General features: G+C 37.2%; 17 protein-coding genes and 1 pseudogene. 6 read left to right on the forward strand and 12 right to left on the reverse strand.

Annotated elements, in window-relative coordinates; translation table 11 throughout:
- Positions 1-191: 191 nt before the first annotated feature.
- Entirely contained in the window at positions 192-1,526 is a 1,335-nt protein-coding gene (gudD, locus tag AOLE_RS13800; protein ID WP_005299387.1) for a glucarate dehydratase, read from the reverse strand.
- 285 nt (positions 1,527-1,811) lie between these two features.
- Between gudD and AOLE_RS13805 the strand changes: the two genes are divergently transcribed.
- From AOLE_RS13805 to AOLE_RS13815, 3 genes are all read left to right on the forward strand, one after another.
- Positions 1,812-3,176: an MFS transporter gene (locus AOLE_RS13805; RefSeq protein WP_013198537.1), complete on the forward strand. Its 1,365-nt coding sequence runs from the start codon at positions 1,812-1,814 to the stop codon at positions 3,174-3,176.
- 72 nt (positions 3,177-3,248) lie between these two features.
- A complete protein-coding gene (gene garD, locus AOLE_RS13810) occupies positions 3,249-4,796 on the forward strand; it encodes a galactarate dehydratase (RefSeq protein WP_013198538.1) in 1,548 nt (515 codons plus the stop codon).
- A 125-nt stretch (positions 4,797-4,921) separates the two neighbouring features.
- Positions 4,922-5,818 (forward strand): DMT family transporter, encoded by an 897-nt coding sequence (locus AOLE_RS13815; protein ID WP_013198539.1) that lies wholly within the window; start codon positions 4,922-4,924, stop codon positions 5,816-5,818.
- 15 nt (positions 5,819-5,833) lie between these two features.
- On the opposite strand, the gene AOLE_RS13820 is transcribed toward AOLE_RS13815, so the two are convergent.
- Positions 5,834-6,904: an AraC family transcriptional regulator gene (locus AOLE_RS13820; RefSeq protein ID WP_013198540.1), complete on the reverse strand. Its 1,071-nt coding sequence runs from the start codon at positions 6,902-6,904 to the stop codon at positions 5,834-5,836.
- 129 nt (positions 6,905-7,033) lie between these two features.
- On the opposite strand from AOLE_RS13820, the gene AOLE_RS13825 reads away from it, so the two are divergent.
- Positions 7,034-8,494 (forward strand): coniferyl aldehyde dehydrogenase, encoded by a 1,461-nt coding sequence (locus AOLE_RS13825; protein ID WP_013198541.1) that lies wholly within the window; start codon positions 7,034-7,036, stop codon positions 8,492-8,494.
- A gap of 147 nt (positions 8,495-8,641) precedes the next feature.
- Here AOLE_RS13825 and AOLE_RS13830 read toward each other — a convergent pair whose 3' ends face one another.
- Together AOLE_RS13830 and AOLE_RS13835 are read right to left on the reverse strand one after the other, a co-directional pair.
- Positions 8,642-9,226 carry an imm11 family protein gene (locus AOLE_RS13830; protein ID WP_013198542.1) on the reverse strand — a complete coding sequence of 195 codons (585 nt, stop codon included), beginning with the start codon at positions 9,224-9,226 and terminating at the stop codon, positions 8,642-8,644.
- Positions 9,227-9,235: 9 nt separating this feature from the next.
- A complete protein-coding gene (locus tag AOLE_RS13835; RefSeq protein ID WP_013198543.1) occupies positions 9,236-9,541 on the reverse strand; it encodes an AHH domain-containing protein in 306 nt (101 codons plus the stop codon).
- 222 nt (positions 9,542-9,763) lie between these two features.
- Between AOLE_RS13835 and AOLE_RS13840 the strand changes: the two genes are divergently transcribed.
- Positions 9,764-10,258 (forward strand): GNAT family N-acetyltransferase, encoded by a 495-nt coding sequence (locus AOLE_RS13840; RefSeq protein WP_013198544.1) that lies wholly within the window; start codon positions 9,764-9,766, stop codon positions 10,256-10,258.
- 70 nt (positions 10,259-10,328) lie between these two features.
- Here AOLE_RS13840 and AOLE_RS13845 read toward each other — a convergent pair whose 3' ends face one another.
- The 8 genes and pseudogenes from AOLE_RS13845 to AOLE_RS13885 form a co-directional block, all read right to left on the reverse strand.
- Complete coding sequence (locus AOLE_RS13845) at positions 10,329-10,646, reverse strand: LytTR family DNA-binding domain-containing protein (protein WP_013198545.1); 318 nt, start codon at positions 10,644-10,646, stop codon at positions 10,329-10,331.
- Positions 10,647-11,265: 619 nt separating this feature from the next.
- A pseudogene (locus AOLE_RS20515) lies at positions 11,266-11,634 on the reverse strand (putative toxin); the annotation flags it as partial.
- Positions 11,635-11,782: 148 nt separating this feature from the next.
- A complete protein-coding gene (locus AOLE_RS13860; RefSeq protein WP_013198549.1) occupies positions 11,783-12,118 on the reverse strand; it encodes a hypothetical protein in 336 nt (111 codons plus the stop codon).
- Entirely contained in the window at positions 12,119-18,394 is a 6,276-nt protein-coding gene (locus tag AOLE_RS13865) for a two-partner secretion domain-containing protein (RefSeq protein ID WP_013198550.1), read from the reverse strand.
- Between the two features lie 24 nt (positions 18,395-18,418).
- Positions 18,419-20,158: a ShlB/FhaC/HecB family hemolysin secretion/activation protein gene (locus AOLE_RS13870; protein ID WP_013198551.1), complete on the reverse strand. Its 1,740-nt coding sequence runs from the start codon at positions 20,156-20,158 to the stop codon at positions 18,419-18,421.
- A 126-nt stretch (positions 20,159-20,284) separates the two neighbouring features.
- Positions 20,285-21,748, reverse strand: coding sequence for an amino acid permease (locus AOLE_RS13875; protein WP_023274294.1), 1,464 nt, complete (start codon positions 21,746-21,748; stop codon positions 20,285-20,287).
- 399 nt (positions 21,749-22,147) lie between these two features.
- Positions 22,148-23,242, reverse strand: coding sequence for an arginine N-succinyltransferase (gene astA / locus AOLE_RS13880; RefSeq protein ID WP_013198553.1), 1,095 nt, complete (start codon positions 23,240-23,242; stop codon positions 22,148-22,150).
- On the reverse strand, positions 23,239-24,474 hold the full coding sequence (locus tag AOLE_RS13885; RefSeq protein ID WP_013198554.1) for an aspartate aminotransferase family protein: 1,236 nt from the start codon (positions 24,472-24,474) through the stop codon (positions 23,239-23,241). The genes astA and AOLE_RS13885 overlap by 4 nt, the downstream gene beginning before the upstream one ends.
- 136 nt (positions 24,475-24,610) lie before the next feature.
- Between AOLE_RS13885 and AOLE_RS13890 the strand changes: the two genes are divergently transcribed.
- On the forward strand, positions 24,611-25,033 hold the full coding sequence (locus tag AOLE_RS13890) for an Lrp/AsnC family transcriptional regulator (protein WP_002001056.1): 423 nt from the start codon (positions 24,611-24,613) through the stop codon (positions 25,031-25,033).
- Positions 25,034-25,271: the final 238 nt, after the last annotated feature.

Consider the following 25,271-nt stretch of genomic DNA (forward strand, 5'->3'; position numbering starts at 1 on the left):
GGGAATCTAAAATTTTTAAAAAGATAAAAGTTCTTTATCAAAAATAACTTAACTATTTGTTTTATAAAATATAGTTAAAATTTCTTAATTTTATAGCTAATCTTTAGACATAAAAAAAAAGCTGCCCGTATGGACAGCAAAGCATTAAGAAAACTTAAAAAAGCGAATTTTTCAAAGATATCGATAAAATATTAACGAACCAAACACGGCTTTTTATTATTAAATGACCAGTTTGGTATTAAAAATTGCATCGCATCAGCATCATTACGAGCTCCTAAACCTTTTAATTTATAGAGTTCATGGGCTTGATTAATTCGGTCCCAGTCCAGCTCAACACCAAGTCCCGGTGCTGTTGGCACCTGAATTTTACCGTCTTTAATTTCAAGCGGCGCTTTCGTTAGCTGATCTGTACCTTCTTGCCAAATCCAGTGTGTATCAATTGCCGTAACGTTACCTACAGCGGCGGCAGCAACATGGGTAAACATGGCCAGTGAAATATCAAAGTGATTATTAGAATGCGAACCCCACGTTAAGTTATACATATTGCAGAGCTGTGAAACTCGAACCGAGCCTTCCAATGTCCAAAAATGTGGATCAGCCAAAGGAATATCAACGGCTTGCAATTGAATACTATGTGACATTTCTCGCCAGTCGGTAGCAATCATGTTGGTCGCAGTGGGTAAACCTGTGGCACGTTTAAACTCGGCCATAATTTCACGGCTTGAATAACCTTGTTCTGCACCGCACGGGTCTTCTGCATAGGCCAACACGCCTTTAAGATGTTTGCCTAAAGCAATTGCTTCATCTAAAAACCATGCTCCGTTTGGATCAAGCGTCACACGTGCTTCTGGAAAACGGCGAGCGATAGCTGTAACAGCTTCAGCTTCTTGTTCTCCGTGTAATACACCACCTTTTAATTTAAAGTCTTTAAAACCGTAACGGTCATAAGATGCTTCTGCTAAACGCTGCACTGATTCAGGTGTTAACGCTTTTTCATGGCGGACTTTGTACCAGTCATGGTTCAGATGTGGTGAGGTCGCATAATCAAGAGATGTCTGTTTGCGATCACCAACAAAGAATAAATATCCTAAAACCTCAACTTCACTACGTTGCTGACCCTCACCAAGCAAACTTGCGACATTCACATTTAAATGCTTACCAAGCAAATCAAGCAAAGCCGACTCATAAGCCGTTACAACATGAATTGTGGTCCGTAAATCAAAGGTTTGGTTGCCTCGTCCGCCACTGTCACGATCAGCAAAAGTTTGCTGAATTTTTTTAAGCAGATTTTTATATTCACCAATCGGTTGCCCTTCTATCAAGGCTTTAGCATCATTTAATGTCGCTAAAATTTTTTCTCCGCCCGGAATTTCGCCTACCCCAATATTTCCAGAGTTATCTTCGATAATGAGTATATTACGAGTGAAATAAGGTCCATGGGCACCACTCAAATTGAGCAGCATGCTGTCATGTCCAGCAACAGGAATTGCTCGAATTGATTTAACGATAGGTGTAGAGGTCGCCATTAAAATACTCCTTGGCATTCTGATACTATTTTTTCATCACCAAAACTTATAAGACATCATACAACTTGTCAATATAAACCCACATAAAAATTATTTTTCGGTCCCACTTGCCAAAATAATATTTTTAATCATATGATGTCATACATCTAAAGACGCGGTTTTAGAACTAGGACTATAGAGTAGATACAAAATTCCGTTTTCTCATCTATTCTATCGATGAATTTGACATGACGTCACCTATTTCACGGATATGCAAATAGGTCGATTATTAAAAAGAGTTTGTATATGGATAATCTGCAAACAAATCTTGCTGCTGTAAATCAGCAACGAGCGAAGCATAATAAAACCCGCTATTACATTTTAGCGATGATTTTTTTAGTTACTTCATTAAATTACGGTGATCGGGCAACACTTTCTATGGCTGCTGCCCCGATGTCTCAAGAGCTGGGATTAAGCTCAGTGACCATGGGATATATCTTCTCTGCGTTTGGCTGGGCTTATGTTATTGGCCAAATTCCAGGTGGCTGGTTACTCGACAAGTTCGGTGCTCGAAGAGTCTATTTCTGGAGCATCATGCTCTGGTCTTTTTTCACTATTCTCTTGGGTTTTGTTGATATTTTAGGTTCTATTCCTCTCATTATCGCCTCATTATTTCTTTTACGTTTTTTGGTTGGATTATCTGAAAGCCCAGCATTTCCAGGAAATAGTCAGATTGTAGCAGCATGGTTCCCAACCAAAGAACGTGGGACCGCCGCAGCAATATTTAACTCAGCTCAATATTTTGCAACTGTCATATTTGCACCATTCATGGGATGGCTGGTTGCCCATATTCATTGGCAATCTGTGTTTTGGATTATGGGTGGACTAGGTATTGTGATTGCTTTTATCTGGTTAAAAGTCATCTATAGCCCAGAAAAACACCCTACTATTAACTCAAATGAGTTCAAATATTTACAAGCAGGCGGTGCTATTACTAGCATGGGTGAAAATCAGCTTAAAGTTGCTGATGAAAACAACAAGATGAATTTTAAAAATATTAAAAAGCTGCTTTCTTCTCGTATGCTTCTAGGTATTTTTATCGCTCAGTATTGTATTACCTGCTTAACCTATTTCTTTCTAACTTGGTTCCCTGTCTACCTTGTAAAAGAACGCCACATGTCAATTTTAGAAGCTGGTTTTGCGGCTGTATTACCGGCACTTTGCGGATTTATTGGTGGCGTATTAGGGGGAGTAATTTCCGATAAACTTATCAAGATGAACAAGTCTCTAACCTTTTCCCGTAAATTTCCCATTATTTTTGGCATGTTGTTATCAACCAGTATTGTGGTTTGTAACTATGTCGATTCGCAAACAGCCATCTTGTTGTTTATGTCGCTCGCCTTTTTTGGCAAAGGTTTTGGTGCATTAGGCTGGGCAGTCATGTCTGATGTCGCACCAAAAGAAATGGTGGGTTTATCGGGTGGGTTGTTTAATACCTTCGGCAATACTGCGGGCATTGTTATCCCTATTGTGATTGGCTATATCATCAACTCAACAGGTTCTTTCAATGGTGCACTGGTTTTTGTAGGCATACATGCAGTCATCGCAATTATTTGCTACCTCTGTATGGTGGGCAAAATCCAGCGCTTCGAGTTAAAACCTACCTCTTAAAAATGCTTCACTATAACGCTTAAACAAATTAAGCGTTATAGCCCTCTCTTCAAATGTATACAAGGAACGATCATGCTGAAGCCTCTCCTCATAAAAATTAGTCCTCTTGATAATGTAGCCATTGTAGTGAATGACGGCGGTTTACCACCTTCTACACATATTGAAGAATACCAACTCATCTTGGTTGATCATGTGCCACAGGGACATAAAGTTTTATTAAAGTCATTAAAGCAAGGTGAAGCAATTGTTCGTTATGGGGAAATTATTGGTTATGCAAATAAAGATTTATCCGCAGGCTCATGGGTAAATGAAGCCGTTACCCAAATGCCTGAGGCACCTGAGCTAGATGATCTTGAGTTAGCAACTCGTCCTGATCCAAAGCTCCCTACGCTTAGCGGATATACATTTAAAGGTTATAAAAATAAAGATGGCAGTGTCGGCACAAAGAATATTTTAGGTATTACAACTAGTGTTAACTGTGTTGAAGGTATTGTCGATTATGTCGTTAAAATTATTGAACGTGATTTACTTCCAAAATATCCAAATGTAGATGGTGTAGTCGGATTAAACCATTTATATGGTTGTGGTGTGGCAATCGATGCCCCCGCTGCAATTGTTCCTATTCGTACAATTCATAATCTTGCACTCAACCCTAATTTTGGTGGAGAAATTATGGTTGTGAGTCTGGGCTGTGAAAAAATGCAACCCGAACGACTTTTAAACATTCCTAAAGAAAACAAATATATTCCTCTAGCAAATGAAGATATTATTCAGTTACAAGATGAACGTCATAATGGTTTTGAAAGTATGGTGAACCATATTTTAACTGTGGCAGAACAACATCTTGAAAAGCTTAATCAACGTAATCGAGAAGAAGTTCCAGCTTCTAATTTAGTTGTAGGCATGCAATGTGGTGGGAGTGATGCATTTTCTGGAGTCACCTCTAACCCTGCCGTTGGTTTCGCAGCTGACCTGATTGTGCAATGTGGCGGTACAGTCATGTTCTCTGAAGTTACGGAAGTCCGCGATGGTATTCACCTACTTACTCCACGTGCAGCAAATGAACAAGTTGCCAAAGATCTAATTCGGGAAATGAAATGGTACGATGACTACTTAGCAGCAGGCCAAGTAGACCGAAGTGCCAATACCACACCGGGTAATAAAAAAGGTGGACTGAATAACATTGTAGAAAAAGCGATGGGATCGATTGCCAAATCGGGTCGCTCACCGATTGTAGAAGTTCTCGCACCAGGCCAAAGACCGACTAAAAAAGGATTAATTTTTGCGGCAACGCCTTCGAGTGACTTTATCTGTGGTACGCAGCAAATGGCATCTGGAATTACGGTTCAAGTCTTTACTACAGGCCGGGGTACACCCTATGGACTGGCAGCAGTGCCGGTCATTAAAATGGCAAGCCGAAACAATATTGCAAGCCGTTGGTATGACCTGATTGATATCAGTGCTGGCGATATTGCCATTGGAAAGAAAACTATTGAAGAAGTAGGTTGGGAACTTTTTGAACTGATTTTACAAGTGGCGAGTGGCGAAAAACAAACGTGGTCAGACCGTTGGGGTATTCATAACTCACTCGCTATATTTAACCCAGCACCAGTGACCTAATAAGGTTTAAAAGATGAGGCATATCCCCCTCATCTTTCTTATTTCCCATATTAATTACGACACATTTCACCAAAACTTAACATCACTGCTAAAATAACATCGAAAATTAAGAACTGTATTTCTCTATGCAAAATCAGACTGCTCCAAATCTCCCCTCAACTCAACTTGGAAAAGCACTGCTTTGTCTTATGACATCGGCATTATTATTTTCCATTATGGGGGTATGCATTCGTTTTGCTTCGCAAACAGTGGACAACGCGACCGTCGTGTTTTTTAGAAATGCAGTAGGTTTATTTATTTTTATTCCGATGCTGTTTAAACAGGGTTTAGACTTTATTAAAACCGATAAACTCTGGATGCACACTTGGCGAAGCTTAGTGGGTCTTGCCGCAATGTATGGTTTTTTCTATGCCATCGCGAACTTAAAACTCTCAAATGCCATGGTTTTTAGTTATTCATCTCCTATCTTTATTCCACTCATTGCATGGCTTTTCTTAAAAGAAAAAATTACCAAATCGATGATTTTTGCCGCAGTTATTGGGCTCGTTGGGGTTTTATTTGTTGCTAAACCCGACCAAGGTTTATTTAACGCACTATCTTTTATTGGCTTGGGTGCATGCTTTTTATCAGCAATGGCCTTTGTCACCGTAAGAGCTTTAACCAGTACAGAGCCGCCTGAACGTATCGTTTTTTATTTCTGTATTTTTGGTAGTTTGATTTCCTCTATTCCAATGTTCTGGCATTGGCGTATTTTCACTTGGCATGAATTAAGCCTACTCATTGCCGCAGGACTTTTAGCTAATATTAGCCAATTGTTTATGTCTTATGCTTATAGCTTAGCGCCAGCAGGACAAATTGGCCCCATGAATTACATTGCCATTATTTTTGCAGGAATATGGGGATTTGTTTTTTGGCATGAATTACCGGATCTGTTTAGCATTATCGGTATATTTATTATTTTATTTGCCATCTTGCTCTGCAATCCATTTTTGCAGAAAAAGTTACTTTCTCGATTTAAATAACCGACAAACCTGATTCTAATTTAGGTACTGTATTCGATACTCATTTGGTGAAATGCCCGTCCAGTGACGATAGGCTTTTCGAAAGTTAGAAGTGTCCGAAAAGCCAATTCTCTCCGCAATCTCGTCTATGGTTAAAGTTGTCTCTCGCAAATATTCATCCGCAAGACGGCGCCGAGTTTCATCTAATAACTCTTGATAAGTCAGACTAAAACTTGCCAAACGCCGATGTAAGGTACGCTTTGACATATGTAACCGTTCAGCCATTTCTTGAGCTGATGGGAAAAGTTCTGTTCCATCCAATAATATTAAACGGATTGTTTTCACCAACTCAGGCTCTTCAAGTTCAGCTGCACCAAGCATCCGCTCACAAAATGACTTACACATGTCTGCGGTAATCGGGTTGGCATTTGGGCAAGGTACATCGAGCCACTTTAAATCAAAGTGCCATTGCATTACCCCAGCATTAAACTGAACTGGGCAATGAAACACTTTTTCATATTCTTCTGCATAGTCAGGCGCTGGGTATGGTAATAAAAGCTTCTTCGCTTGAAACGGTCCTTCAAGCACCCGTTCAATTAAGGTTTGCATGGAGCTAAACCAAAACTCGCACACTAAAGGTAGAAGCTTACCCAGTGCAATAATGTCCTGCCCTTCAAAAATGGCAACATCATCTCGAATATAAAAAGACTTCTTTAAAATAGGTCCTGCAAGCTTAATGTGTCGAATGCCAAGCTCTACCGCTTGTCTAAAATTACGAGAAGAGTAAAGTGCGTAACCATACACCCCAAAATCTGACAGCCGCTGCTTTTGCCCTGCACGCAAACCAATTAAGGGATCGTGAGATAGTTTTTGAATATTTTGAAATAGCTGGATTTTTTGGACTTGAGAAATATATAAAGAGGATTGATTCATCGTATCTAGCGAAATATTTGTGCCAGACAGAACTTCTGATATTGAATGGCCTTGCAAACCCATTTCATCAAATAAACTGGTCAAACCTAGCAAATATGTATTCGAACCAAAAGCTGTATTATCATAATTTCCTTCAATAACACTATTTGCATTTTTATAAAGATTTTTAGGCATTTAACTCACACCATCCCTAGAGTGACGTGCATAATGGCACTAAACTACCTCTTGTTGTCTCAATTTAACATCGACCATACAATGCTTCAAGCATAAAGTATGATAAGCAAAAGTATGGAAGGAACAATAATGGAAAGCTCCACTTTAAAAGAATATAGCGGCTCTGCCACCGAACATATGGAACTTATTTTTTCCAAACAACGTGCCAATTTTGAGGCAGATCCATATCCAAGTCTTGAGGCACGTCGAACAAAACTGCATCAACTTAAAAAACAAATTATTCGCTATCAAGATGCTTTAGCTACTGCGATTAATACTGACTTTAGTTCAAGATCACTGGATGAATCTAAACTATTAGATTTACTTGGCTCTGTGTTAGAGGCTGATCATGCAATTCATCACTTACGCCGCTGGATGCGCCCAAGTAAACGCCGTACCGAGCTTTTATTTTTATCAAACCGTTTAAGTGTGCAATACCAACCTAAAGGCGTGGTTGGTGTGATTGTTCCTTGGAACTTCCCCGTTTATTTAGCACTTGGCCCACTGATTGCTGCTTTGGCTGCGGGCAATCGAGTCATGATTAAACTCCCTGAAATTACCCCGAATACTAATGCCATGCTAAGACGCATGCTTGCCGAAGTCTTTAATGAAGATGAAGTGGCCGTATTTGGTGAAGAAATTACAGACCCAGCAAGATTTACATCTTTACCGTTTAACCATATTGTCTTTACTGGCTCTCCTGCGATTGGCAAAGTCGTCATGCGAGCTGCTGCTGAAAATCTAACACCTGTTACACTCGAATTAGGTGGTAAATCACCTGCAATTGTAAGCCGCAACTACCCTCTTGCCGATGCTGCAAAACGTATTACTCATGGTAAAGCAACAAATAGTGGGCAAATCTGTGTAGCACCTGACTATGCGTTGGTTCCGAAAGAAAGTATTGATGAGTTTGTGGATGCAGCAAAATCCAGCTTTATAAAAATGTTTGGTCAAAACATTACAACCAATGAGAATTACACATCGATTGTAAATGACCGTCATTTAAAACGTATTCAAGATATCTTGACCGATGCACAAGAAAAAGGTGCTCGTGTTATTCCTTGCGACACGTATAGCTTTGACCAACAAGGTCGCAGAATGCCTGTACAGATTGTGCTGAATTGCACGCCAGACATGCGCATTATGAAAGAAGAACTCTTTGGCCCTATTTTACCTGTCGTGGCTTATGATTCTTTAGATGATGCGATTACCTATGTGAAATCGGATGAACGACCTTTAGCACTTTACTTCTTTACACATAGCTCAGTAGAACGTGATCGTATTTTACGTGAAACTCATTCGGGTGGTGTGACCATTAATGATTGGGGTTGGCATGTAGTTAACCATGATGCTCCTTTCGGTGGTATCGGTAACTCAGGCATGGGGTCATATCATGGCGAAGAAGGTTTTCGTGAACTTTCTCATGCAAAAACTGTATTTATTCGTCATCGGTTTTTCCCGACTCAGCTTTTCCACCCTCCTTATGGAACATTCCTACAAAAGTTAGCGATTCGCTTTTTCTTAAAAAAAGGCGATCCCAATATTAAATAAAGATTATGAAAAAAGCCTCGTCATGAGGCTTTTTTATCGGCTTTTAATTAATCAACAATTAATATTAATCACACTAGTTATATATCTAGTCATTCATATATTGAACTAATTTATTCTAAAAAATAATATAAAATTTACTATCTAAAATTACTGGCCTACAGTCACCTTATTAAAACATGCCCCTGTAAGATGATTTTTCTCATAAATATCCTTTATATTCTGACTTACAATGATAGTAGCATTTTCTTTCTCAATTCGAAAAAAATCAGCATTATCAGTTTTTTTGGCATCAATAATTAACTTAAAGAATGCCCTATAGTGCCCCGCAAGATCGGGCCTTACAGGATCATTTTCAATAAACTTTTGAAAATCAGAATTAGTTTCATCTACACAGTCATATCGTAAGGGATCAATTAAGAGATAAAACTGCTGAGACAATTGCTTATTAAACTCTAATGGGACAACCATACAATCAGTAAGCTTATATTCCTCTAATAAAAGCTTGAATCTATAGCTAATGACACAAAAACCATAAAAGGTTGTAGTAAAATCGACTTCTTGGTCTCCACTATCAATAATAGCAATATATTTCTTCCCCTTATTGACACTATTTTCTAACAAAAACTCATCCCAATCTATCTGAGCTCTAGGATTATCGAATCCTACAATCTCAGTAATAAAATATTGGTGAGGAAACTCATAGAAATCAGCTTTCATTTCATAGTAAGTCATTACGTCATCCTATTTTTTGGTTAGCCATTTATTAACTTGTGATCCAGATACTAAGGCTTCTGATTTTATTCTGGATAATGTTGCTATCACTGCATTTCGATATTCTGCTGTATTAGCTTGTTTTCCAATTACAGCTAATCTTAATTCTTTCTCAACATAAGCATGATATTCTTTCGGATGAGGACCTTTATGGTCAGCTAGTGCCACTAAATTTTCAACAGATTTATTAATATCTAAGCCAGCACCGTCGAAATATTTTTGAAATTGTGGTGTCCATGGCCCTCCTCTCGCTGTACTCAAACAATTTTTGTTCATACAAATATGATGGATAGGATCAACTAATATTAAATACAATTTAATATCAAATACTTAATAACAAAAATAAAAATCATGGTGTAAAATTGGTGTAGAGCCGAACTATTTAGACAAGAGAACAAAAAGTATTCAATTACAATCGTGATAGTTGGAAATGATGGCAAAGCCCTTCACACTTTGACCTGTATAGCTAATTATTAAAATTTAATTTTTGGAGTAAAAATGAATACAAAATCATTCCAATCCTCACAAGAAGATGGACTTATTGAACTTGAAGAACAAAATGAAATCTCATGTTTAATCCGAAGATTTGCTATAGAAAAATTAGGATATTCACGGGCACGGGTTTCATCTATGCAATTAAGTCAAAAGAAACCTCAAATGAACGTGAATATTGCATTTAGTAAAAGGTATGATGATCTCTATCTCAGATTTGGAAAATATGCATTCGCCGATCATAAAGACAAGAAATATATTGTAGTCGCTCGTATCGGATTTAGGAAACAGAAACATGGTTATGGAACCACTTTACTCAAAGAACTCTGCAATTTCGGGGAAAAATTTGGATATGAATATTTAGAAGTAGAATGCCCGAACCCAGATTGCCAAGCCTTTATGAAAAAGTTAGGTTTTAAAGATCAGTTCTATCTTCCAATTAATCAGTTGAAAAAATCTATTCAAAAATATGAGCTTTCAAAGCAGGAAAAAGTCAATTAAATTCTAATATTTAATTTATTTGAATACTCTGCTCCTCAAACTAAACTTATGGCGCGCAGCACTTCCCCTATTAATACTTTAACCACTCCTCAGGAACCCTTATTTCGTTAAAATTATTTAAATTGACAATGAAAGACTTATGAACCTGAAATGCTTTATGTTTAGAGAATGGTGAAGGATCTCTTTCAAATTTCATTGTCATTTCCCATTTTTTTGATTCAAGGTATTTGACATCAAGATTAAATTCCTCATTCTCAATACACTTCGCTTTTGGATCTGAGTCTAGTTCACCATTTAAACAATGCCATGTCATTAAAAAATAATAATAAGGGACATTATCTATAAGCGATGTATATCCTCCATCTTTTTCCAACTTTACAAAATCCATTTTATTTTCTTGAACTAGTCCCTGAATTTGTATATTATCTCCCCAACCATAACGTACTCCAATAGCAAAATTATTTTTATCAATTGGGTATAGAGCATTATTTACAGATACACCTAATACTTTTCCATTACCAAACCAATTAGGTCTAGATTCTTTGGGTATGTAGTTTAAAAAATCCCAATGATTTATGATTCTAAAATTATTATTTTACTCCTGAAGGAAATATACTTTTTCTTGTGAAATAAAATAATATTCATTACCTTCTATTCTTTTCAATGCCCAAATATTGCTATTAATACAGTCTTCTGGGAATAATGCACATAATTTTATTTTTCTATGTTCGGTTAGATCTTCTTGAGAAAATTTAAGCACTTGAGGTTTTGCAAAAACACAAGTACTCACTATATAGCATAAGAATATTAATCTATGCATCCTCTCACCTTCTAATAATCTTTCCAGATCAGTATCATGTTGCGTTTCCAGATATATATATTATAAAAATTTAGCACATTCTTTCAGTAAATGGCTAGCTTAAATCAATCAGGGATTCACTTAGGTTGCTATGCAGATAGTCAACATAATGGCAAATTTTCAGTAGTTGTTGGCAGTCTGCAAAAGTAAGCAGATGAACTGGTCTAGCTGGTTTTGCCGCATAGCCTCTAAGCTGTTTAGTATCTGTAAGATATTGAACATTTTGAACTCAACTAATGTGCCACCATTACCGAATGCATCTGGAATAATATTAATTTGCCCATCTCTCTCAGTTTTTATAGTAATCATTTGTCGATCAGTATTTCGCTTTAGTCCAAATTTACTTGCAACACTGGTTTCGAACTCCTTTCCATTTATCCTATTACGTGTAATAACATCTACTCTATTTGGTAAATAGTTTGAACATAAGAACGATCTATTTTAATTTATCTAGTTCACTCTTTGGAAGCCTCAATGATTCTCCCTTGCCAGATTTCAAATCTGTTCCAACAACTATGAGGATTGGGCCAAGTTTTATGGTGCATAAAAAATAAATAACATAAAATAATAATGCTTCTGCCTTAAAAAGCAGAAGCATTATTATTTTATCAAAAAATCTAATATAAAGATGAATCTTACACAAAATAGTTTATAAACTTAGTACATCAAGAATCCATAGCACTTATTTTTATTAAAAATTTACTCCATAGTTTTATCTCAACAATTACTCTATAAGGTTCATTAAATATCATTTTTATAGTTTGTTTATCTTCATCTAAAAAAAACTCTCTAAGATTTTCCATATAAATATCTGTTAATTTCAAAGAATCGCTATTAAGAATTACTTTGACGCTATCATCAACCTGTCCAATATAGATACTCAACTCATTTTCATCTTCATCAATGAATTTCATTATTTGAATATGATTATCATCTACCCAACAATCACATCCAAAAATGGAAGATAATTCATCACACGATGGGATCAAATATTCAGACATTTACTTACCTCCTTTAATAATAATAGTAGAAAATCTACGTTGCCCATCTGGCATAATTTCAAATGTCGATTCTGCTTTTCTTACTCCCATAGGGCCAGAAAGCAGAGAGTCTCTAATTTCAAATTTTCTATCAACTCCATTAATTTTCTTTATAAAAGTCTCAGAAATATTATCAGATCGACTTACAGTATCAGTTAAATGCATAATGATACGCTCGCGCCCCTTATTATCATCAAAAATGCCTACTGAAGCCAATTGTTCTTTGTTTTGTAAACTTCTTGGCGTGTTATGAGGATCATAAGCTGCTTTTCCAAAGAGATATTTAAACTTATTTTCATCGAAAGATAAATTTTCAGCTGGGAAGTTTTTTCCTATTATTTTTTTATCAACTTTCAATACATCAACATTCTTCCCTGCTTTTAAATCAATACCTATTAGCAAATCAATTGCTGCAAATGCTCTATCCCCAGGTGTGGATGTAGGGCTAATCAAAGTTTTGATATTGTCCCCAATATCAATTACTCCCTGAACACCTTCTTCCTTAAAAATCTTAATAACATCGTCGGGTTTAAGATTTGCTCTTACTGAGGCTGGCATATCAGTAATTCTTTTAGCTACTCTATATGCCGCTTTTCCTGCTGTTGTTGCTAATTTACCTAAGCTATTATTCTCAACAGCCACATTCGCACTATTCGCAGCAGTATTAACATCATAGCCAACAAAGGCTGCTGTTACTCCAGCAACGATTTTACTTGTATCCTTAATTTTTGTTCTTTCGGCATCTGTTAGATCGAGTGCATTTTTACCTGCTGGAATCATAAGCTCTGCAACTATTTCACCAACCCCTGCCCCAATTGCACCCGCTTCACAACTCTGTTTTGTAGCCGCCGCTGCTGCACATCCGACGACAGCATGTGCAATTTTATGAAGTGTATATTCAAATACATTAGGATCGACTTTATCTAAACTCGTCCCAATCTGGCTAGCCAACTCTCCTTGTAATGCTCCAGCTAAACCTGCTAGTAATGCAACCTGTAAGTTATCTCCGAGATCTCCCCCTTTAATCGCAGTTTGTACTAAAGTTGATCCTACGGACGATGCAAAATTATTAGCCAATCGGTCTGGTAGAAGTGTACTATCTGGTTTTAAATTTAATGCAGAACTAACTTGGCTCATTAAACCGGCAGTAACTACAGATGCTGCTAAATTCTTAATAGAATCTTTACTTCCTAAATCTTTTAACGTTTTACCAATATCTCCGCCGTTGTTAATCAATCCTACACTTGCTTGAGCTGCCAGACTGGTGATTGCTGCATTTGCCATGGCACCTAGAGCTGATGGAACGATTGCTCCTGCTGCTGTTGTAGTAACGCCAGCAGCACCGAGCATGCTTGCGCCAAGTCCAACAGTAGTACCGCTTGCAGCAGCCCCTCCTGCCGCACCAGCCGCCGCCGCCGTACCTGAACCCATCGTAACAATTGTTACAATGATGACAATAATTGCTGCCCCAGCACCTGTTAAACCTTGTGACTTATAATCCCAATCTTTTTGAGTTAATAGAACTGTTTGCCAATCTACATCTTTTCGATTAACTAATTCTTTGAGATAAGCATTTCCTGGCTGATTTGCCAGTTTTAGAATTTCATTACGCAATTCAACTTTATTAACGTCTTTTTCACTAATTGGAACTTGTACACTTAAACCACCTGCCGCTTTAAAGGTAGGTAAAAGTGGACCATTAAAACTCGGTAATTGAGCAGTTTCAGTAATTGAGCCTTTATCCTGCATTGACTGCCAAACTACAGAATTTTTTTCTTTTTTTAATAAGTCAGTAATAGACGTTTTTGCTGCAATGAGTTCTAACTTACCACCAGCTTCAAGTGTAGAACCGATTAAATATTCAAATTCTGTTCCGAAAAGTCTTGTATCATAAACTGATTTTGTCCCAATATAATCTGCTTTTAAGGTTGCAGGTATTTCAGTAACTTGAGTACGCGTTGCATTAGTTTTAGACGTGTTATATTTAATACCTGCAAACGATGATTTTTTCGTAATATCCACATCACTCCTAGAACTCTCTTCCACCGTATAAAGGTTAAGATTCCCCCCAGAGTTAATAGAAATTGTTCCACCCTCGGCAGTAAAGCGCCCAGAATAAATATCAATATTATTATCTGGGGTTTTAGCATCTACAGATGGATCTAGTTTCTTTGTCTCAATAGAAATATTCTTTGCAGAAATATCAACTGAAGCTGCATTTGTTTCATTATTCTCAGCTACAGTCGTAATATATTTTTTCTTTAAACCACCCCAAGATTTTTTCTTTTCAGTAGTTATTGTACGGTCATAACTTTGTTCAACAGCGGCATCAAATAAAATACTTTTATTTGATTCTATTTTTACGTCACCATTTTTTGAGATAATACCAGTACCTTGTAATACCAAATTATCACCGTTATTTTTACCTACAGTTCTAATATTAACCCCTTTATCGCCATTAATAATGGTAGGACTGACTAACGTTCGCATGCTATAGTTGTCATCATTTTCATTTCCTTTATCATAGAAATCTGTATGACCATCAACAATAATACTTGCATTTAATATTCTTGGCTGTGGATTAGTCTCTGTAGTGGTTGTAGATTTATACTGTTCGGCTAAAATACCACTTGCTTCTAAATTCACCTGTCCCGTTTGAGCAGAAATATTTCCACCACTTATAGATAATCCTTTAGCAGAAGTAATATTTATATTTCCTGATTTAGAAGTTAACTTAGTCTCAGCATGTTCAGATCCGTTTAGATTTGATTTATAAAAAATCTCATTTCTTTTGACATCATTAATATAATCATCATCATATTTAAAACTAAAAACGTAATCTGCCGAAAATGGAGAGCCATCCATTAAGCTAATTAATATAGGAGGTTCTCCAAGGATTGGATAATTTATTTTCACCATATACTTACTTTTAAATTCATTATAATTTTTATGATAGTCATTATATGCATTAACCCAAAGTACTGCATTTTCATTTTTACTTTGATCTAAAGTACTACGATCCCAATATTTATTAAGCACTTGATTATAATATTGATATTTCTTTTGCATATTAGAAAAATCATTAAGATATTCTTGTGATTGTAACTTTACACGTTCTTTATTTATCCTATCTAACTCTAGAGAATAATCTTGAGCTAAATTTAATTTTTGTATACTAGAAAAATTATTTTTTACACCATCAACTAGCACATCATCTTTACTTGAAACGATCTTAATATCTTTTAGTGCTGTTAACTGTGAACCTTGAATATCAACTTTAGCACCTTCTAAATTGATACCGCCATTTGCTGTATCCAACTTAACAACTTGTTCCGAGCCATTCCCCGCAGTTCCACCATAGCCTTTTAACATTAAAGTACCCGTTTTAGAAACAAGTTCAATATCCCCCACTGCTTTTAAACTATAAACTTTTGGATCAATCGTTAAGTTAGAATTGGTTTGAATTGTTAGGTCACCATTTAAACTATTTAACTTTGTATCATTCTTGAGTAAATCACTTCCGACCGCATTTAAGTTCAATCCAGTCTGACCTGCAATAAAACCACCCGCCTCTAATAAAACAGCCCCACCTGTTAAATTTGTATTTTGTAATACTTGGTTTCCTGTAGCCGTTACAGAGGTCACCCCTTTAGATGTTAAATTGGTTACTTTATCCGCAATCCATTTGGTCGCTGGCGTATACTCAGCATTGCTATAAACCGTACGACCAGAGCTTACTGCCAGATGCTGGTCTGATGTAGCATTCACCCCCTGTAAAGTCAGTAAATCTTTTGCATAGAGTTCGGTATTACCTTTTGATGTTAATACACTGTCGATAATTGTGCTCATACCTGCTCTACTATTGATCGCAAGTTTACCAACCGTAGAGCTGAGGTCTGTATTTTGGATTTTAATATCAGATTTACTATTTTCTATCGAAACAGTTTGTCCCTTTAGAACATTATTTACCGTTTTAAATCGGCCCGTATCCCCAGTAACAACTACATCATTATTAACTTTTAGATTGATTCCATTATTACTCGAAACTAATATATCGCCCTGACTCGCATTAACTTGTACTGATTGCAAGTTAACGGTGCCATCACCAATCGAGCCAAGCGTTACGCCTCTTAAACCACTAATAACCGTCTGATCAGTTGTTAATTCATCTTTATCAGCTGAAGGCATCGCCTTGGTTGTCTGGGTCGAGTTTAAATTTATATTTTTATTAGCAAGTATAGAAATCTTTCCAGCCGAAGATGTGGCCTTTAAGCTATTTGCAGTAACTCCACCAGCAAGTGCGGTTAGATTAATATCACCTTGAGCCTTGAGTGCCTGACTTAAAACAAGATCAGCAATTTCGGAACTCACATCAATATTTTTTTGTGACGTCAGTGCACTATTGAGTGTTATTTGATTGGCATGGAGTTGGATACTGTCTTTATTGGAAATTTCTTTTGCTGTAACGGTTAAATTATTGGCTGCATCAAGTTGAACCATACCTGTAATAAGGGGAAGTGCCTTGTCAGCATTATTCCAGACCAGATCACGTCCACTATAGGCTTTAATGTTTTTAACTCTGGTTGCAGCATTTTCAAGTGAAAATCCAAGATTCTTTAGATTCAGATCTCCTGAACTATACAGGTTTAGATCTTTACCCGCATAAATCGTTCCGCCTTGAAGATCAATCAAGTTTTGGGTATTAGCCGAATTTGCTTGTAGATTGATTGAACCTAATGATGCCTGTATATGGTTCTCTGTAAGTGATAACTTACCGTTACTTAAAACATTTAAATCTTTGGCAGCAATCAGTTTTGCGCCTTTTGCTGCAACCAAGTCTTTTTGTACTTGTATGGTTGCTGTACCACGGTTACTTTTGAGTTCTGATCCAGCGGCAAGATTGATATTCGCTGCATCAATATAGACATCTCCACCTTGTGAGTCATCCATAATGCGGGTATCAGCAGCCAGATTGATATTACCTTTGGCATTAACGATTAAAGGTGATGAAGCCAGGCTACCGACATTAATAAGAATTTCTTTAGCATTTACATTCAGATTATTACCTGAATCGATATTTAGCATGCTATTACTGTTAATACTGCCTGATGAGTTGATATCGGCAGCTGCATCAGTACCCGTTGTTTGTATGTTCACTAAACCTTGGGTTTTACTGGTCGAACTGATTGTGCCACTGTGTTCAATTTTTCCGGCACTGGTAATCACCAGATTATTTACTGCCTGAATAGTCCCTGCGTTAGTCACGCCCAAACCTTTTTCAGTTCCCATCAAGTAAATATTATTGGCATACATCCCACCCAGCGCTTTAACATCTACCGCCAATGTCGGTGCGGTTCCAGTACCAGTTTTAGCAGTAACATCCTGTAAATCTGCACTGACATTATTCGCCCCGGCAATGACCTGAATATCATTTTTAGCACGTAGTTCAGCACTAAGTTCTAATGCACGCGCATAGAGGTCTACATAATTTGCATCGTTATTATTTCCACCTAGTCCAAATTTAGAATTAGGGTTTGCTGAAACCGTAATTTTTCCTTGGTCAACCGTAAACTGCTTGATACTACCATCAGCATTTAACTGAGGTTTACCTGTGGTGAAAATTGCCTTGTTGGCATTAATAAAGCCACCACCTTTAATACTAATACCAGATGGGTTGGCAATAATCACATCTGCCATTTGCCCTGCAACTTCCAAGTTCCCTTCAAAGCGTGAAGCCGCTGATGAATTTACTTCATTTAAAATAACTCGTGCTTCACCTGTAGCTAAAAACGGGTTGGCTGCAACGTTTCCTACCGTTTGTGTCGTAGCCCCTTGGCGGCTGTTATTCAGGACGGCACCTTCAGCCAGTACATCAAACTGTTTATAAATATTATGAGATATCCCATTTTTGGGAGTTTGAATATTAACGACAGGAACAACTGTACCAGCCGAGTTCTTACCAGCACCAATCACTGCTCTATTCGCAGCATTTGCTGCACTATCCGCCACAATACCCGCATAGACAGGTGCTAAAGGCATCCACAAACTTATACTGGCAACCAATGCTTTCACTTGCCAGAGTTGATGAAATGCCTGAGATTCAGTGTTATTAATATTGCTCTGGGTACTTGCTTCACTTTGGCCTGATGCCTTGGTTTGGCTTCGTACATTTTCGGCCACCGCCACAAACATTTGACGTGCTTTGCTATAAATAATGCGATAACTATTCTTGTTCATGAATTAAGTCTTTTCTAAAGTAAATTAATAAGAAAGGTTGATACTAAAACCGGTAACCCAGTCTTTTTTTATGCTGTCAGGTGCAATTAGCCCTCGACCTGTAAAGGCATCCAGATAAAAACTATTTTGATAGGTGCGTAGCCCTAAAACACTCCCGAGTAAATAACGCTGACCCGGTATGCTATTACGCCCATTAACCCAGCCCTGATCGACCGCCATGTAAAACTGGGTATTTGGAATTGGTGCATTCAAGCTAATTTCTTGCTGTACATACTGCCCGTTATCTCCGGAAAGCATGAGCTCACCATCAAAACCACGCACGCTATAGCGACCACCAATATAAAAGCGGTCATTCGGTACTAAAATTTTTGGTGCATATTGTCCACGCCAGTTAAGGCGATATTGAGCTGGTTTTTCGAGCAAAAGGAATGGTGTGCTAAAACGCAGATCGGCACTTAAAAGTGGCGCACGGGAGTAACCTTCAACAGGAAGATGTTTCCCCTCAATATTGGTAATATTTTCTTCTGGTGCAGTTCGGGCACCTACCCCCATCCCACGACGGTAATCGATGCTGCCGTCTAATACTGCATTTCCTAAATATTGACGATGCTGAAACCCTAAATTCCAGCCTGAGGTTCTACGGTGTAAGACATTAATCTCAACATCATCAATAAAACTTTGGCTTTCCTTATGATAAAGTTTTCCATACAGACTAGTTTTATGCTGCCCGCTACGGCTAATCACACGAGACAAATTCAGGTTGGCTTGTTGGCTGTTACCATGGTAAAGCAGTGGACCATTCGCACCTAAGACTGTTTGCTTATATTGATAGTCATTGTAGCTAAGACCTAAATCATAATAACCAACAGGCAATTGATAACTAATAAAGTAACTTCGGTTTAAGTCTTCATGAAAGTCATCTAATGAGTGACTCACGTTTAACGATAAAATATCATTTAAATGAAATGGGTTATTGACGCCTAACCCGATGTTTCCCATATAGGTACCAGTATCCTGATTACCCGAATCATCTACACTTAAATTAAAATTAACTTTTTGTAGTGGCTGAAGTTTAAGTATTAAATCGCTATAGCCCGTTAATTCTTTATCTTGACTATTTGCAGGGGCAATTTGCATATCTACCGCATAGACACGTTTGAGATTTTCCAACCCCTGATCGAGCCTTTTTAGATTTACAATGTCACCTGCTTTAAATGGCAAGCCTGTCTTAAGCTGTAATGAGGAAATTTTCCCTTCCTGAATTATGATTTTATTCAGGCGACCGATTTGCACACTCAGGTTTAAATTACCCTGATTTAAGTCTTGCGGACTCACGACAATTTGACTGGTAATAAAACCCTTTTTTAAAAGTTCGTTTTGGGCATAGTTCACGATGTTATGTAAACTTTGGGTTCCAATACATTTACCCAAAACATTCTGTGGGTGTTTTTTTATAGCTTTAACCACAAAGTTAAATTGCTGTAGTTCAGACTCTGACTGGTCATTTAAAGGGACAAGACTAATTTGTTTAACCGCCACACATGGACTCTCTTCAACAACCAGATGCTTAAAGTCCTGTAATGGCTTGGTGTTTTGGTAAGGAGTTTGCTGGGCAAGCTGGTCTTGTATTTGCTGGTTAAGCTCTTTTAAACGTTGATCTTGAAGCACCTGGCTCGGTAAAGAAACATCTTCAATCGCATAGACATATTGGTGAAAACCCGCAAAAAGAATAAGGGAAGAAGTTATAAATTTTTTAGTTAACATCTCATATACAGAATTGTACGTATAGTCACACTATTTTACATAAACACAATATATATCTCAATATTTAAGAGAATAAAAAAAGCTAGGCACTCACCTAGCTTTAATATAAAAATAACTATACTCGACTTAAATATAATCAACCTTTTGTGCTTTTAAAATATCAAGCTGCAACATCTTTTTCTTTTTATATTTATAGGCAATAAACAAACCAATAAACCATACTGGTGAAAACTCTAAAGCAATTAACGTGTCATGATCTAAAGCTAAAATTACTATAGTAAAGACTAAAAATAACATTGTCATCCATGCCATAAATAAACCACCTGGCATTTTATATTTTGACTGGATATGTAATTCAGGGCTTTTCTTACGATAATAAATATATGAAAGTACAATCAGCATGAATGTAAAAATACATAAAATTGAAGTGAGCGCTGAAATAATCGTAAATGCCGTCATAACATTTGGAACAATGAATAGAATTGATGTTCCAAGAGTTACACAAGCCATTGAAAATACGAGGCCGCGAATGGGAACTTTTCTTTTTGACAGCTTACTAAAGCTTTTAGGTGCATCGTTGTCTAAAGCTAAGCCATATAACATACGGCTGGTCGCAAAGATTCCACTGTTTGCCGAAGATAGTGCCGAAGTGGCAACAACAAAGTTGATTAAACCTGCCGCGATTGGTAACCCTACCAATGTAAACATTTCTACAAATGGGCTTTTTTCTGGTGAAACCTTAGCCCAAGATGTAACTGCAATAATACAAACCAATGCGCCCACATAGAATAATAAAATACGTAAAGGAATAGAGTTAATTGCTTTTGGAAGTGAGGTATGCGGGTCTTTAGTTTCAGCAGCAGTTGTACCAACTAGCTCAATACCCACAAACGCAAATATGGCAATTTGGAAGCCAGCTAAGAAACCTGTTACACCATAAGGAAACATTGATTGTGTTTCGAACAAATGGCTCATTGAGGCCTTAACCCCATTTGGAGAAGTAAAACCAGTACCAATTAAATAAATACCAGCCAAAATAAACAGAATAATTGCAGTAATTTTGATGAGTGAGAACCAAAACTCAAGTTCACCGAACAATCGAACGGCCACAAAGTTGAGTATGGTTAAGACGGCCAATGAAGTAAATGCAGGAATCCAAACGGGTAAATCGGGATACCAAAACTGCATGTACCCTCCGATCACAATCACATCGGCAATCGCAGTAATAATCCAGTTACACCAGTACGACCAACCAAGGAAAAAACCCGCCCACGGACCAAGATAAGCCGTTGCAAAATCGGCGAAGGTTTTAAAATTAGTGTTCGCAAGCAACAATTCACCCATTGCTCGCATTACGAAGAAAAAGAAGAAACCAATAATTAAATAGGTTAAAACAATTGAAGTACCCGAAACACTTAATGTTTTCCCGGAACCCATAAATAATCCTGTACCAATTGCACCACCAATTGCGATCATCTGAATATGACGATTGGTTAATGAGCGCTGCAATTTCTCTTCTTCTTGTTCAGTCATATGTTGACTACCAAGAAGATCTCCTTCCAGGAACTGCTTTCCGTTATTCTTACTCATGTAATATTTACTCCAATTTATAGCAACCGTCGTAAATGCTTTAATAATAAATAAATTATATGATTATTAATTTAGTCCATTAAATCATGTTAAAAATATTATTAAACCACTTAAAACCTTATAAATTCCTTTTTAAAAGCTATTACCTATAACAATAATCATTAATCATTAATCCTTTCCTTCATTATTATATTAGCCCGCTTTCCTCAATATAACTTCAATAAATATTTAAAATATATAATTTAATTAAATATTTTATTTACTTACTCTTTATATAGAAAATCAGGCTAATTAATCCCAGCTCAGTGAGCAAGATTGCATTTATCCATATGCCCATCTTGCGCTAGCGATAATATAGTATTCCTTCTTAAATTTGGTGAAATGTATAGTAATTTCTGCTTAATTAACAGCCATTCGAAAATGTTCAGTCGCTTTGAGTTTATTGACCACTTCAGGACTCGAAACTTGTTTAACTTGAACACTTAGCACCCGAACTAAAGAGCCATTTTCAACATTCAATTGTTTTGCTTGTTCTTTCGTTAACTGCAATATGTTCTCATGAGGTTTGCTATACACAAGAATCGAGCGATAATTTTCATAGTCATCATTAGCCACAATGTAAGCTTCATCACCTACAGCGATATTTTGAGGCTGTTCGATTTGAACCGTTACAGACTGGCTCTCTTTAATTGCCCGTAAATTTTCGATATCAGCTTGCAGCGTCGCACCACCATCAAAAATATCGACATAGCCTTTATAGCGTAGTCCCTCTTCAAGCAAGAGGTTGTAAGCTGGTCGAGTATTTGGATGAACAATACCAATCGCAGCTTTAGCATCGTCAGGTAACATATCGACATAGAGTGGATGTCTTGGCATTAGCTCAGCAATAAAAGCCTTTTGCCCGACTCCACTCAAATAATCGGCTTTGGTAAATTCAATATTAAAAAACTTATGACCTACCGCATTCCAAAATGGTGATTGTCCATTTGCATCAGAGTATCCACGCATTTCAGCAACAATCGTTTCTTCGAAATATTGGCGAAATGCTGACAGAAACAAGAAGCGAACTTTAGATAAAAACTTGCCATTTTTATTTAAGCGATAGTCAGGGTCTAAAAATAAAGTACAAAGCTCACTACAGTTGGTATGGTCATTACTCAAATACAAAGTAGGTAAAGCGTTATAAACACTTAACGGTTCTGACGCATGAACTTGGGTTCCTACATGAAAGTTGTACCAAGGCTCTTTTAAACCAAGTGCGACTTCAATACCGCAAACACCAACGACTTTGTTGAGTTCAGTATCTTCTAAAACAAATAAATAGACCTGATCTGCTTTTGATAATTCTCCTGCGACAGTTTTACAAGCCCGCTCAATACGAGCAGCAAGTTTTTCCATATTGGGCTGCAAAGATGTCAAACCAAAACCCGCTTTTTGCGCCAACAGGTAAAGGTCATTAACATCATTAGGTTCGATGTAGCGAATAATCATCATGCTGCTTGTTCGTCCTTTTGAATTTCCACAAAGCGAGCAAGCGCACGTTCAAAGCGTTTTAAGCCTTCATCAATATCAGCAAATGGAATAATTAAAGACGGCGTAAAACGTAGAACATTTGGACCTGCAATAAGACTCAGTAAACCTTCTTCACCTGCAAGGTTATTAATATCTTTTGCTTTACCAGCAAATTTGTCTTTTAAGGCACAACCAATCAGTAACCCTTCACCACGAATCGTTTCAAAGATTTCATATTTTTCATTTAATTGATTTAAAGCGTTTTTATAGTAATCATGACGTTCTTTCACACCTTCAAGCACTTCAGGCGTATTAATAAATTCAAATACTGCACCGGCAACCGCACTTGCTAACGGATTACCGCCGTAAGTTGTACCATGTGTACCCACTGAAAAATGCGGAGCAAATTTATCAGTTGTTAACATTGCACCCACCGGGAAGCCACCGCCTAATGCTTTTGCAGTCGTTAACACATCTGGAATAACACCAGAGTTCATGTAGGCATAAAGTGCGCCTGTACGGCCTACACCAGTTTGCACTTCATCAAAAATAAGTAAGGCACCAAACTCATCACACAGTGCACGTAAACCTTTTAAAAATTCGATGTCAGCAGGAATAACGCCGCCTTCACCTTGGATCGGTTCAACAATGACTGCACATGTTTGCTCATTAATCACCGCTTTTGCAGCTTCTAAATCGTTAAAGGCAACATGGTTAATTCCGTTTGGAAGTGGTGCAAAGTCTTGTGAATATTTAGGTTGACCACCCGCTGAAACGGTAAATAAGGTACGGCCATGGAAAGCATTATTAAATGCCACAATGCCACTTTTACCAGCAACGCCGCTATCTAAACCAACTTTACGAGCCAGTTTTAATGCAGCTTCGTTCGCTTCTGCACCTGAGTTACAGAAGAAAACCTTGTCTGCAAATGTATTTTCGGTGAGTTGTTTTGCAAGGCGTAGAACGGGTTCATTGGTATAACCGTTACCTACATGCCAAAGTTTTGTTGCTTGTTCTGTTAAAGCATTTACTGCCACTGGATGCGCATGACCTAATGCGTTTACTGCAATCCCGCCTGCAAAATCAATATATTCTTTATTTTCTTGATCCCAAATACGTGAACCTTCGCCACGTACCGGAATGAAATTTGCCGGTGCAAAAACTGGAACCATCCACTCGTTAAAGTCACTACGTGAAACTGCAAAATTATTCATTTTATCTAGTCCATTAAATTAAAATTATGAGGGTTAGCTGATGACCCTATTATTCAAAATCAAATTGATTCACAAAATTTGTAATTCAGCAAAAAATGAATTATTTTTTACCAATTTGATAATTGACAATTACAATATGGATAACATTGATCAAATTATTTTAGGTTTACTTAAAGATAACGCACGGATGTCTGTTACCGAGTTAGCCGAAAAAGTTCACGTTTCAAGAGCAACTATTAAAAAGAGAATGGAGTATTTAGAGTCTTCAGGCATCATTACCGGATATACAGTACGGTTTAAACCCAATGCTGAACGCAACGTTATTCGTGCATGGATGAGCATTATGGTTGAAGGGACCAAAGCTCAGTCTGTGATTAAAGAACTACGCCTAGAAAGTGCCGTTGAATGTTTGCATAAAACCAATGGCAAATGGGATATTTTGGTCGAGCTACGCTCTGATACCTTAGAAAACTTCGACAAAGTTTTAGAGAGAATCAGGAACATTTCAGGTATTTATAACAGTGAAACTAGCATTCTGCTTGCGAGTCATAAGACCTAATTATTCATTTTAATTTCAATAAATAAGAACTCGAAATTGATGAGCTAAGCACAAGATCTGGCTCATCAAGCTGCTCTCAATTAGAAAAATTATTCTATTATTTTTCATCAAATCTACTGAACGAGTACGACAAAGAGCCTCTTCTAAAAATCTTCAATAAATTTTTAATTTTTTAAATAATCAAATCAAAAACTTAATTTCTAATTTGATTTAAATCCCAACTTTTTTCACTCACTCC

Source organism: Acinetobacter oleivorans DR1, from assembly GCF_000196795.1.
Lineage (GTDB): Bacteria > Pseudomonadota > Gammaproteobacteria > Pseudomonadales > Moraxellaceae > Acinetobacter > Acinetobacter oleivorans.

Coding starts and splice junctions, on each gene's coding strand:
- AOLE_RS13815 (WP_013198539.1), top strand. CDS start 4,922: ATGCAAAATCAGACTGCTCCAAATCTCCCCTCAACTCAACTTGGAAAA.
- AOLE_RS13875 (WP_023274294.1), bottom strand. CDS start 21,748: ATGAGTAAGAATAACGGAAAGCAGTTCCTGGAAGGAGATCTTCTTGGT.
- AOLE_RS13860 (WP_013198549.1), bottom strand. CDS start 12,118: ATGTCTGAATATTTGATCCCATCGTGTGATGAATTATCTTCCATTTTT.
- AOLE_RS13830 (WP_013198542.1), bottom strand. CDS start 9,226: ATGACTTACTATGAAATGAAAGCTGATTTCTATGAGTTTCCTCACCAA.
- AOLE_RS13835 (WP_013198543.1), bottom strand. CDS start 9,541: ATGAACAAAAATTGTTTGAGTACAGCGAGAGGAGGGCCATGGACACCA.
- AOLE_RS13870 (WP_013198551.1), bottom strand. CDS start 20,158: ATGTTAACTAAAAAATTTATAACTTCTTCCCTTATTCTTTTTGCGGGT.
- AOLE_RS13845 (WP_013198545.1), bottom strand. CDS start 10,646: ATGGATTTTGTAAAGTTGGAAAAAGATGGAGGATATACATCGCTTATA.
- AOLE_RS13890 (WP_002001056.1), top strand. CDS start 24,611: ATGGATAACATTGATCAAATTATTTTAGGTTTACTTAAAGATAACGCA.
- AOLE_RS13820 (WP_013198540.1), bottom strand. CDS start 6,904: ATGCCTAAAAATCTTTATAAAAATGCAAATAGTGTTATTGAAGGAAAT.
- AOLE_RS13865 (WP_013198550.1), bottom strand. CDS start 18,394: ATGAACAAGAATAGTTATCGCATTATTTATAGCAAAGCACGTCAAATG.
- garD (WP_013198538.1), top strand. CDS start 3,249: ATGCTGAAGCCTCTCCTCATAAAAATTAGTCCTCTTGATAATGTAGCC.
- astA (WP_013198553.1), bottom strand. CDS start 23,242: ATGATGATTATTCGCTACATCGAACCTAATGATGTTAATGACCTTTAC.
- AOLE_RS13805 (WP_013198537.1), top strand. CDS start 1,812: ATGGATAATCTGCAAACAAATCTTGCTGCTGTAAATCAGCAACGAGCG.
- AOLE_RS13840 (WP_013198544.1), top strand. CDS start 9,764: ATGAATACAAAATCATTCCAATCCTCACAAGAAGATGGACTTATTGAA.
- AOLE_RS13885 (WP_013198554.1), bottom strand. CDS start 24,474: ATGAATAATTTTGCAGTTTCACGTAGTGACTTTAACGAGTGGATGGTT.
- gudD (WP_005299387.1), bottom strand. CDS start 1,526: ATGGCGACCTCTACACCTATCGTTAAATCAATTCGAGCAATTCCTGTT.
- AOLE_RS13825 (WP_013198541.1), top strand. CDS start 7,034: ATGGAAAGCTCCACTTTAAAAGAATATAGCGGCTCTGCCACCGAACAT.